Genomic DNA, 10,264 nt, shown 5'->3' on the forward strand with positions numbered 1-10,264 from the left:
CCAGGCGCCGGTCGGCCAGCTCGAGGGCCGCCGCGAAGCCGGCCACCAGGGCCACCGGCTCGGTGCCGCCGCGACGGCCCCCCTCCTGGGCGCCGCCGATCAACGGTTCGAGCCGGACGCCGCGCCGCACCAGCAGGGCCCCCACCCCGCGGGGACCCTGCAACTTGTGGGCCGCGCAGCTGAGCAGGTCCACCGGCAGCCGGCTGAAGGCGACCCGGCGGTGCCCCACCACCTGCACCGCATCGACATGGAACCGCACGCCCGCCTGGCGGCAGAGCGCCCCGATCGCCTCGATCGGCTGCAGGGTGCCCACCTCGCTCTGGCCCCAGAGGACTGACACCAGCCGGGTCGGCGGCGTCAGCAGGCTGCGCAGGATCTCCAGGTCGACCACGCCGCGGCGATCCACCGGCAGGAGCTGCACGTCCCAGCCCCGGCGCGCCAACGCGGCGGCGGCGGCGTAGCTGGCGGGGTGCTCCACCGCCGAGAGCAGCACCCGACCGGCTTCCAGCGGTCCGTCGGAGCCCACCAGGGCGGTGTGGATCGCTTCGCTCCCCCCGGAGAGGAGCACCAGTTCATCGCCGCCGCAGCCCAGGCTCGCGGCGATCGCCTGGCGGTCGCGCTCCAGCCGCTCCGCCGCCGCCAGGCCGGGGCCATGGAGGCTGGAGGGGTTGGACCAGGCCTCGCGGTGGGCCCGATCCATGGCCTCGAGCACCGCTGCGGCCGGGGGGGCGGTGGCGCAGGCATCGAGGTAGATCTCCCGCGGCGGGGCTCCGGCCCCGACGGCCTCAGGGAGCGCCGGGGGCATCGCGGGAGAGGCGGCCCCGGGTGCGGGATTCCAGGGATTCGCCGGCCAGGGCCACCAGATCGTCGAGGGAGCGCCCCTCCAGCAGGGCCGTGACGCGGGCCCGGGCTTCGGCGCTGGGGCAGGCCTCCGGGCGCAGGCAGCCGTTGACGCAGGCGGTGGCGCAGTCAATGGCGCCATCCCCCGCCTGGGCCGGGCTGGCGGTTGGCGGTGCCATCGCCGGGGCGGGGGGCATGTCCTCCTCCTCGCCGAACAGCGATGGGGCCACGACCCCGTCAAACACCGCTTCGGCCGGACCGGTCATGAAGACATGGCCGCTGGCTTCGTCCCAGTGGATCTCCAGGGGCCCCCCCGGCAGATCCAGGCGGGCGTGGCGGGCGGCCAGGCCGAGCCGATGGCAGGCCACCAGGGTGGCGCAGGCGCCGGTGCCGCAGGCCAGGGTGGGGCCCGCCCCCCGCTCCCAGACCCGCATCACCAGATGGTCGGGGGCGAGCACCTGGACGAAGTGGACATTGGTGCGGGCCGGGAAGGCCCCGTGCACCTCCAGGGCGGCACCGAGGCCCTCCAGATCGATCGCCGCCACATCGGCGACGGGCACGACGGCGTGGGGATTGCCCATGCCGGCGGCCGCCACCGCCAGGCGCTGGCCCAGCACCTCCAGCTCGCCCACCGGCAGCCCCTGCTCGCCCACCGCCAGGGTGGTGGGCACGGTCTCGGGCGTCAGGAACGGCGGGCCCATGTCGACGCGGATGCGACCGTCCTCTGCGAGTGCCGGCACGATGCGACCGGCGAGGGTCTCGATCTCCCAGCTCCGCGGCGCCTCGTCGCCGTCGCTGTCCGCCAGGAAGCGGGCCAGACAGCGGATGCCGTTGCCGCACATCTCCGGCTCGGTGCCATCGGCGTTGAAGATCCGCATGCGCAGCTCGCCGCCCTCTCGGGGCGGCAGAGCCAGGATCACCCCATCCCCGCCGACCCCGAAGCGGCGGTCGCAGAGCCGCTGCACCCGCTCGGGGGTGAGGCCGAACAAGTCCTCAGGATCCTCTAAGCTGCGCCCGTCCAGGAGCAAGAAGTCATTTCCCAGACCCTGGTATTTGCTGAATTGGAGCACCTGAAGCACCGTTCCGTGAGTCCTGGAGGTTGGGGTCGATCCTATGCAGAGTTTCTTTGAGCGACGGGGACCCAGGCTCGACACCACCCTGCCCAGTGTGCGCCACGTCCAGGAGCTGATCCGCATCCGCACCCCGGTGAACGTCGTCCTGCTCTCCGGCAAGGAGTTCGATGGCATCATCCGCTGGCAGGACAGCCATTTCCTGGCGATGAGCACCGAACCCGGCACGCCGCTGCTGCTGATCAGCCTGGCCGCCGTGGCATCGCTGCGCGCCCTCAGCTGAGCCTTTCCATGGGCTGTGACACGATCACTCCCATTCCCATTGGCCCGTGACTGATCCCTCCCGCTACCGGCCCGAAGCGATCGAGCAGCGCTGGCAGCTGCAGTGGGAGCAGCTGGGACTGCACGCCACCCCGGAACAGACCGGGGACGCCGACGACACCTACTACGCCCTTTCGATGTTCCCCTACCCGTCGGGGAGCCTGCACATGGGCCACGTCCGCAATTACGTCATCACGGACGTGATCGCCCGGGCGGCCCGCCTGCGGGGACGGCAGGTGCTCCATCCCATGGGCTGGGACGCCTTCGGTCTGCCGGCGGAGAACGCCGCCATCGAGCGGGGCGTCGATCCGGGGGACTGGACCGACCGCAACATCGCCCAGATGCGGGACCAGCTCAAGCGGCTGGGCCTCTCGATCGACTGGGACCGGGAGGTGGCCACCTGCCACACCGATTACTACCGCTGGACCCAGTGGCTGTTCCTGCAGTTCCTGGATGCGGGCCTGGCCTACCGCAAGGAGGCGACCGTCAACTGGGACCCGATCGACCAGACGGTGCTCGCCAATGAGCAGGTGGATGCGGAGGGGCGCTCCTGGCGCTCCGGTGCCCAGGTGGAGAAGCGCCGTCTGCGCCAGTGGTTCCTGAAGATCACCGCCTACGCCGATGCCCTGCTCGACGATCTCCCCACCCTGGAGGGCTGGCCGGAGCGGGTGCGCACCATGCAGGCCAACTGGATCGGCCGCTCCCTCGGTGCCGAGCTGACCTTCAGCACCGAGAGCGGTGCCGCCATCACCGTCTTCACCACCCGGCCCGACACGATCCACGGGGCCACCTATGTGGTGCTGGCTCCGGACCACCCCCTGGTGGCCCAACTCACCACCGACGACTGCCGCCTCTCGGTGACCGCCTTCTGCGATCTGGTCAGCCGCCAGAGCGAGCAGGAGCGGACGGCCGAGGACCGGCCCAAGCGGGGCGTGCCGATCGGCGCCTGGGCCCGCAATCCCGCCAGCGGTGAACGCATCCCCGTCTGGATCGCCGATTACGTGCTGGCCGACTACGGCACCGGCGCCGTCATGGGGGTGCCGGCCCATGACCAGCGCGACTTCGCCTTCGCCCGGCAGTACGAGCTTCCCGTCAGGCGGGTGGTGATCCCCGAGGGGTCCGATCCCCACGCCTACGAGGGCCAGGCCTGGACCGAAGCCGGCGTGCTGATCGGCTCCGGTTGCTTCGACGGCCTGACCAGCGCCGAGGCGAAGTCGGCCATCGTCACCTGGGCCGAGGAGCAGGGCTGGGGCCAGGGACGGGTGCAGTACCGCCTGCGGGACTGGCTGATCTCCCGCCAGCGCTACTGGGGCTGCCCCATTCCCGTGATCCACTGCGACAGCTGTGGCGTGGTGCCCGTCCCCGACGACCAGCTGCCGGTGGAACTGCCCCGAGACATCCCCCTGAGCGGCAAGGGGGGGACCCCCCTGGCCAAGCTGGCGTCGTGGGTGAACGTGCCCTGCCCCAGCTGCGGCGCCCCCGCCAAGCGGGAGACCGACACCATGGACACCTTCATGTGTTCGTCCTGGTACTACCTGCGCTACAGCGATCCCCACAACGACCAGCGGCCGTTCGGGCGCGATGCCGTCGACCGCTGGTTGCCCGTCGACCAGTACGTGGGCGGCATCGAGCACGCCATCCTGCACCTGCTCTATTCCCGCTTCTTCACCAAGGTGCTGCGGGACCGGGGCCTGCTGGGCTTCTCCGAACCCTTCGCCCGCCTGCTCACCCAGGGCATGGTGCAGGGCATCACCTACCGCAATCCCCAGACCGGCCAGTACGTCGCCCCGGCCCAGGTGGCCGACCCCAGCGACCCGCGCGATCCCGTCAGCGGCGAGGTGCTGGAGGTCTTCTACGAGAAGATGTCCAAGTCGAAGCACAACGGCGTCGATCCGGCGGTGGTGATCGATCGCTACGGGGCCGACACGGCCCGGATGTTCATCCTGTTCAAGGCGCCTCCGGAGAAGGATCTGGAGTGGGACGACGCCGACGTGGAGGGCCAGTACCGCTTCCTGCAGCGTCTGTGGCGCCTGGTGGACGGGGCCCATGGCCGCGGGCTGCGGCTGCCCGCACCTGACGCCCCCCAGCCGGCGCCCGACCCCGCTTCGCTCAGCGACGGCGAACGGGAGCTGCGCCGGGCCGTGCACACCGCCATCGCCGCCATCAGCGAAGACCTGGAAGGGGAGCTCCAGCTCAACACCGCCGTCTCCGAGCTGATGAAACTCAGCAACGCCCTGGCGGCCCACCTCGAGGGGGCCGCTCCGGCGGTGGCCACCGAGGCCCTCGCCACCCTGCTGATCCTGCTGGCGCCGTTCGCGCCCCACCTGGCCGAGGAGCTCTGGCAGAAGCTCAGCGGCCACGGGGACGGCCAGTTCATCAGCGCCGGGGCGAGCGTCCATTGCCAGCGGTGGCCCGCCGTCGATCCGGCGGCCCTGGTGCGCGACACCATCCCCCTGGTGATCCAGGTGAAGGGCAAGATGCGCGGCAGCCTGGAGGTGCCGGCCGACGCCGATGCGGCGACCCTGGAGCGCCTCGCCCTGGAAAGCGAGGTGGCCCAGCGCTGGCTGGAGGGTCAGCCGCCGCGGCGGGTGATCGTGGTGCCCGGCAAGCTGGTCAACCTGGTGCCCTGAGGCCCACCTTCGCGGGCCTCAGGCCCGCAGGGCGGCGGCATGGTGGCGCAGGTGGTCGTCGATGAAGCTGGCGATGAAGAAGTAGCTGTGGTCGTAGCCCTCCTGGAGGCGCAGCTCCAGGGGGTGGCCTGCGGCCTCGGCCGCCGCCGCCAGGTCGGCGGGCCGGAGTTGCGTCTCGAGGAAGGGGTCGGCGCTGCCCTGATCCACCAGCAGGGGCAGCCGCTCCGCGGCAGCCGGCAGCAGCAGGGTGGCGTCCCAGGCGGCCCAGGCCTGCGGATCGGGGCCCAGGTAGGCCCCGAAGGCCTTCTGGCCCCAGGGGCAGGCGGAAGGATGGCAGATCGGGGCGAAGGCGGACACGGAGCGGTAGCGGCCCGGGTGCCGCAGGGCCGCCACCAGGGCGCCATGGCCCCCCATGGAGTGGCCGCTGATGCCGCGGACCTCGCTCAGGGGCAACTCCGCTTCCAGCAGGGCAGGCAGCTCCTCCACCACGTAGGCATGCATCCGGTAGTGGCGATCCCAGGGGGCCTGGGTGGCATCGACGTAGAAGCCGGCCCCCTGGCCCAGATCCCAGCCGCCATCGGGATCGGTGGGCACCTCCGCTCCCCTGGGGCTGGTGTCGGGTGCCACCAGGGCCAGGCCGAGCTCGGCGGCGAGGCGATGGGCGCCGCCCTTCTGCATCACGTTCTCGTCGGTGCAGGTGAGGCCTGAGAGCCAGTAGAGGGCGGGCACCCGTTCCCCGGCCAGGGCCCGGGGTGGCAGGTACACCGCCAGGGTCGCCGGGCCGTTCAGGGCTGAGGACGGGTGGCGGTAGCGGCGGTGCAGACCGCCGAAGCTGCGGTTCTCGCTGAGCAGCTCGAGCATGGGGACGCCGGCCTCCGGGGTCGCAGGGGGGGTCAGAAGTGGATCACCGAGCGGATGCTCTGGCCGGCGTGCATCAGATCGAAGGCCCGGTTGATGTCCTCCAGTCCCATGGTGTGGGTGATGAAGGTGTCCAGCGGGATCTCCCCCTGCTGGAAGCGATCGACATAGCCCGGCAGCTCACTGCGACCCCGCACGCCGCCGAAGGCGGAACCCCGCCACACCCGGCCTGTCACCAGCTGGAACGGCCGGGTGGCGATCTCCTGGCCCGCCCCGGCCACGCCGATGATCGTGGATTCTCCCCAGCCCTTGTGGCAGCACTCCAGGGCGGCGCGCATCACCTGGACGTTGCCGATGCACTCGAACGAGTAGTCCACGCCGCCGTCGGTGCGATCGATCACCACCTCCTGGATAGGGGCGTCGAAGGCCTTGGGATCGAGGCACTCGGTGGCGCCGAGCTGGCCGGCGATGGCGAACTTGTCGGGGTTGGTGTCGATGCCGATGATCCGTTCGGCCCCGGCCATCACCGCCCCGATGATCACCGCCAGACCTATGCCGCCCAGGCCGAAGACGGCCACGCTGCTGCCGGGCTCCACCTTGGCGGTGTTGAGCACGGCGCCGATGCCGGTGGTGACGCCGCAGCCCAGCAGGCAGACCTTCTCCAGCGGCGCCTCCGGGGCGATCTTCGCCACCGCGATCTCAGGCACCACCGTGTATTCGGAGAAGGTGGAGGTGCCCATGTAGTGGAAGATCGGCTGGCCGTTCCTGGAGAAGCGGCTGCTGCCGTCCGGCATCAGGCCCCGGCCCTGGGTGGCGCGGATCGCCTGGCAGAGGTTGGTCTTGCCGGATAGGCAGAAGCGGCAGGAGCGGCACTCGGGCGTGTAGAGGGGGATGACGTGGTCGCCCACCGCCAGGGAGGTCACCCCGGGGCCCACCTCCACCACCACCGCCCCGCCCTCGTGGCCGAGCACCGCCGGGAAGATCCCCTCGGGGTCGGCGCCGGAAAGGGTGAAGGCATCGGTGTGGCACACGCCGGTGGCCACCACCCGCAGCAGCACCTCGCCGGTTCGGGGGCCCTCCACATCGATCTCGGTGATCTCCAGGGGCTGACCGGCGGCCCAGGCGACCGCGGCGCGGGATCGGACCATGCTCAAGGGGGAAGGTCCCTCAAGTGTGCTGGAAGACCAGCCCGTCGGGCTGCCCCCAGTCGCCTTTCGCCCCATAGCCGCGGTTGTTGGCACAGAGGTGGCGCAGCAGCCAGAACACCGGCTCCACGGCGTCCAGCTCCAGCTCCGCACCGATGGCCGCCAGGGAGCGGGGCTGGCCATCGGCGAGCAGGGCCTCCACCCGGCTTTGCAGGGCCAGGATCCCGGCGGCCGCCTTCTTGCCCGCCTCCACCCCGGGCTGGTGGTAGGCGTTGACGTTGACCAGTTCCCCGTACAGCCCCACCGCCCGCTCGAACAGGCCGATCAGGGCGCCGAGGCCCCGGGCGTCGAAGCGGCCCAGGGTGATGGTGATGCTCTGGCGGGCCTGCTCGGCCAGGGCGGCGCGGGTGCCCTGCAGGAACCCCTCGAGGAAATCGGCGGGGCATTCGCCGTCGATCGTGGGGATCTCCGCCGGGTCCTCCAGCACCTCGATGAAGGTGACGAAGAAGTTGTCGAGGCCGTCCCGCAGCTGCTGCACGTAGGCGTGCTGGTCAGTGGAGCCCTTGTTGCCGTAGACGGCCAGCCCCTGGTGCACCACAACACCGTCGCGGTCGAGCCGCTTGCCCAGGGACTCCATCACCAGCTGCTGCAGGTAGCGGCTGAACACCTCCAGCCGGTCCCGGTAGGGGAGCACCACCATGTCGCGGCGCCCCTGGCCGCCGCCGGCCACATGCCAGGAGGCGGCCAGCAGGGCGGCGGGGTTGGCGCGCAGGTCGGGCACCCGCGTGAGGCGGTCCATGGCGGCGGCCCCCTCGAGGAAACCGCGCAGGTCGGCGCCGATCAGGGCGGCGGGCAGCAGGCCGACGGCACTGGTGATGCTGGTGCGTCCGCCCACCCAGTCGAACATGTCGAAGCGCCGCAGCCAGCCGGCCGCCTTGGCCTCCTGATCCAGGTGACTGCCGCCCATGGTGATGGCCACCGCCTGGGCGCTCCAGTCGCCGCCGGCGGCCAGCACCCGGGCCCGGGCCTGCAACATGCCCAGATGGGGTTCGGGGGTGCCCCCCGACTTGCTGACCACGATCACCAGCGTGGTGGTGAGCCGGTCGGCCAGGCCGGCCAGGGTGCGGGCCATGCCGTCGGGATCGACGTTGTCGAAGAAGTGGAACGGCAGTCCCACCCCCTGGCGTTCCAAGGCCCGGAGCATCAGCAGGGGGCCCAGGCCGGAACCGCCGATGCCGATCCAGAGCACATCGGTGAAGGGCCGGCCGCCGGGGGCCGTGACCGTCCCGGCCAGCACATCCCGGCCGAAGGCTTCGAGGCGGTCCACCTCCGCGGCGATGGCGGCGGCCACCGCCGGATCAGGGGCCAGTTCCGGTGCCCGCAACCAGTAGTGGCCGACCTGGCGGCCCTCGTCGGCGTTGGCGATGGCCCCGGCCTCCAGGGCCTCCATGGCGGCGAAGGCGCGGGCGAAGGGGGCCTCGAAGGCCTGGAGATCCTGCTCCTCCAGCGCCATCCGGCTCACGTCCAGCCAGAGGGAGAGATCAGGGTCGTGCCAGAGCAACTGGCGGAATCGCTCCCAGAGGGCAGCGGAATCTTGGCCGTTCAACGGCGGCAGCGGGGACATGGCTCCTGGGACGCCGTGACGGGCCCCCGAACCGTATCCATCAGCCTCCATGTTCGGCAAGCGGATCGGCGGATGCGGGCTTTCCACCACGGGGCCGGCTCCGGGAGCGCCCCCGGAGCGGGAAGAATCCGGCCGTGTTCGTTACAATTGATCTAAAGAGAGCGCCATTCCGCTTGCTGTCCCGCCTCGCCGGAACTAAGCCCCGACGCTCCGGCCGCCGGCCGGCGGTCACGACCCTGCCGCGCCTGCGGCGCCCCAGCCTGCGGCGCCGAGGCCTCCGTCGCCAGGGACTGCGGCTGGCGTTGCTGCTGACGGGCGCCGGGCTGGCCCTGGCTCCCCTGAGCCGCCAACCCCAGGTGGCGCTGCGCAGCTCCTTCCTGCTCACCGATGGTGGGCGCGAGGGCAGGTCCTTCCCCCTGATCACGCCCTCCACCAGCGAAGGGCTGCGGCCCGATCCGGTGGATTTCACGCCCGAGGAACTGCGGGAGCTCAACCGTCGCTTCGGCGTCCACGGCCCCCAGCCCCGGCTGGCCCAGCTGTTCACCGAGGGCATCGACCAGCTGCAACCCCTGCGCAGCCACACGCTCGGCCGGCTCGAGGAGCTGCGGCCGGTGATCCTCAGCGAGAGTCGCCGCCACCACATCAATCCGATGCTGGTCACCGCCGTGCTCTTCGATGAGCTGCAGCACGCCAAGCCCGGCGAAGACCTGCCGCTCGCCGCCCGCAGCGGCCTGTTCCACACCCACGGCCCCGCCCAGCTGAGCGTCGGTGAGCTCGTCAAGCAGGGCCTCCTGCCCGCCAACGCCACCCCGGAGCAGATCGACGAGGCGCGCATGGAGCTGCTGGATCCCGACCGCAACGTCCGGCTGCTGGTGGGCAAATTCGTGCGGCTGAAGCAGGCCCTGGGGCTCTCCGGCAACGCCCTGCTGATGGCCAGCACCTCCCCCGCCGATGCCAAGGCCATCGCCACCCTGGCCTACCTGCACAACGGCAAGCTGGACTACCCCGGGCGGGTGCTGCGCTACATGCAGGACCCCGAGCTGCACGCCCTGCTCTACGGAACCCGCAAGCCGATCACCAGTCCGCTGATCTGAGTCCGGGTCCTCGCCGCTCCCCGATCAGCAGAGCACCCCCAGCGCGGCCAGGCGCACCTGCAGTTCCCGCCAGTCGAAGCTGCGCGGATCCATCCGTTCGCCGCCCAGATCCACGTGCTGGTGGGTGGTGATGTTGCTGGGGGGGATGCCGTAGCGGCGCATCCAGCGGGCCAGCACCACCGCCAGAGCGTCGTACTGGGCGGCCGTGTAGCCGCTGTGGCTGGCGTCCTGGTTCTCGCCGTCGAGGGGCGTCTCCAGGCTGAGGTGCAGGGCGAAGTTGTTGATCGAGCCGGCCAGTTCCGGGTTGGTCACCACCCAGCGGCCGTTGAAGGCGGAATTGCCGGCACCGAAGGCCCGCTTGGCCGGGTCCAACGCCTCCACCACCTGGCCGTCGAGGCCGATCAGGGTGTGGTAGCTCACCTGGTCCTCGTCCCGCGGATGGGGGGTCATGAAGGTGTTGATCGCGGAGTTGATGCCGAAGACGGTCTCGTGCAGGACGACGACCTGGGGGGTGGTGTCGAGGGTCTGGCCGAAGGCATCCCGGCGGAAGCGCTCGCCGTAGTTGCTCGGGTCGATGCGCAGCCGGACGGTGTCGTACCGGAGCCGCTCCGCCAGGCCCGCCAGGCGGGCGCGCAGGGCCGGGTCGGCCTGGCAGGCCCCGCCCAGGGGGGCGCGCCAGGCG

Annotated in this window: 9 protein-coding genes; 3 read left to right on the forward strand and 6 right to left on the reverse strand. The window is 71.5% G+C overall.

The genetic code is table 11. The features are described 5' to 3' along the window. A partial coding sequence (locus KBY81_RS15270) for a cysteine desulfurase family protein (RefSeq protein ID WP_254976956.1) occupies positions 1-805 on the reverse strand: 805 nt, incomplete at its 3' end. Continuing rightward, positions 786-1,910, reverse strand: coding sequence for a diaminopimelate epimerase (dapF, locus tag KBY81_RS15275; RefSeq protein WP_254976957.1), 1,125 nt, complete (start codon positions 1,908-1,910; stop codon positions 786-788). The genes dapF and KBY81_RS15270, both read right to left, overlap by 20 nt. A gap of 43 nt (positions 1,911-1,953) precedes the next feature. Here dapF and KBY81_RS15280 point away from each other — a divergent pair, with 43 nt between their 5' ends. Both KBY81_RS15280 and leuS read left to right on the forward strand, forming a co-directional pair. Continuing rightward, positions 1,954-2,193, forward strand: coding sequence for an Hfq-related RNA-binding protein (locus tag KBY81_RS15280; protein ID WP_106220014.1), 240 nt, complete (start codon positions 1,954-1,956; stop codon positions 2,191-2,193). Between the two features lie 46 nt (positions 2,194-2,239). Then, the gene (gene leuS, locus KBY81_RS15285; protein ID WP_254976958.1) at positions 2,240-4,861 is read left to right on the forward strand and encodes a leucine--tRNA ligase; all 2,622 of its coding nucleotides are present in this window, start codon (positions 2,240-2,242) and stop codon (positions 4,859-4,861) included. 18 nt (positions 4,862-4,879) lie between these two features. Here leuS and fghA read toward each other — a convergent pair whose 3' ends face one another. From fghA to KBY81_RS15300, 3 genes are read right to left on the reverse strand one after another with little or no spacing between them, the layout of a single operon-like run. After that, positions 4,880-5,722 carry an S-formylglutathione hydrolase gene (gene fghA / locus KBY81_RS15290; protein WP_254976959.1) on the reverse strand — a complete coding sequence of 281 codons (843 nt, stop codon included), beginning with the start codon at positions 5,720-5,722 and terminating at the stop codon, positions 4,880-4,882. Between the two features lie 32 nt (positions 5,723-5,754). Further along, entirely contained in the window at positions 5,755-6,867 is a 1,113-nt protein-coding gene (locus KBY81_RS15295; protein ID WP_254976960.1) for an S-(hydroxymethyl)glutathione dehydrogenase/class III alcohol dehydrogenase, read from the reverse strand. Positions 6,868-6,886: 19 nt separating this feature from the next. Continuing rightward, on the reverse strand, positions 6,887-8,488 hold the full coding sequence (locus tag KBY81_RS15300) for a glucose-6-phosphate isomerase (RefSeq protein ID WP_254976961.1): 1,602 nt from the start codon (positions 8,486-8,488) through the stop codon (positions 6,887-6,889). 416 nt (positions 8,489-8,904) lie between these two features. Between KBY81_RS15300 and KBY81_RS15305 the strand changes: the two genes are divergently transcribed. Beyond that, a complete protein-coding gene (locus KBY81_RS15305) occupies positions 8,905-9,582 on the forward strand; it encodes a helicase DnaB (protein ID WP_254976963.1) in 678 nt (225 codons plus the stop codon). Between the two features lie 24 nt (positions 9,583-9,606). On the opposite strand, the gene KBY81_RS15310 is transcribed toward KBY81_RS15305, so the two are convergent. Continuing rightward, positions 9,607-10,264, reverse strand: a 658-nt coding sequence (locus tag KBY81_RS15310) for an N-acetylmuramoyl-L-alanine amidase (RefSeq protein WP_254976962.1), incomplete at its 5' end; no start/stop codon positions are given.

It is taken from the genome of Cyanobium sp. Lug-B, from assembly GCF_024345635.1.
In the GTDB taxonomy this organism is placed as follows: Bacteria; Cyanobacteriota; Cyanobacteriia; order PCC-6307; family Cyanobiaceae; genus Cyanobium; species Cyanobium minutissimum.

Excerpts from the sequence above, each read along its gene's own strand:
- KBY81_RS15280 (WP_106220014.1), top strand. The coding sequence starts at position 1,954 with ATGCAGAGTTTCTTTGAGCGACGGGGACCCAGGCTCGACACCACCCTG.
- fghA (WP_254976959.1), bottom strand. The coding sequence starts at position 5,722 with ATGCTCGAGCTGCTCAGCGAGAACCGCAGCTTCGGCGGTCTGCACCGC.
- KBY81_RS15300 (WP_254976961.1), bottom strand. The coding sequence starts at position 8,488 with ATGTCCCCGCTGCCGCCGTTGAACGGCCAAGATTCCGCTGCCCTCTGG.
- KBY81_RS15295 (WP_254976960.1), bottom strand. The coding sequence starts at position 6,867 with ATGGTCCGATCCCGCGCCGCGGTCGCCTGGGCCGCCGGTCAGCCCCTG.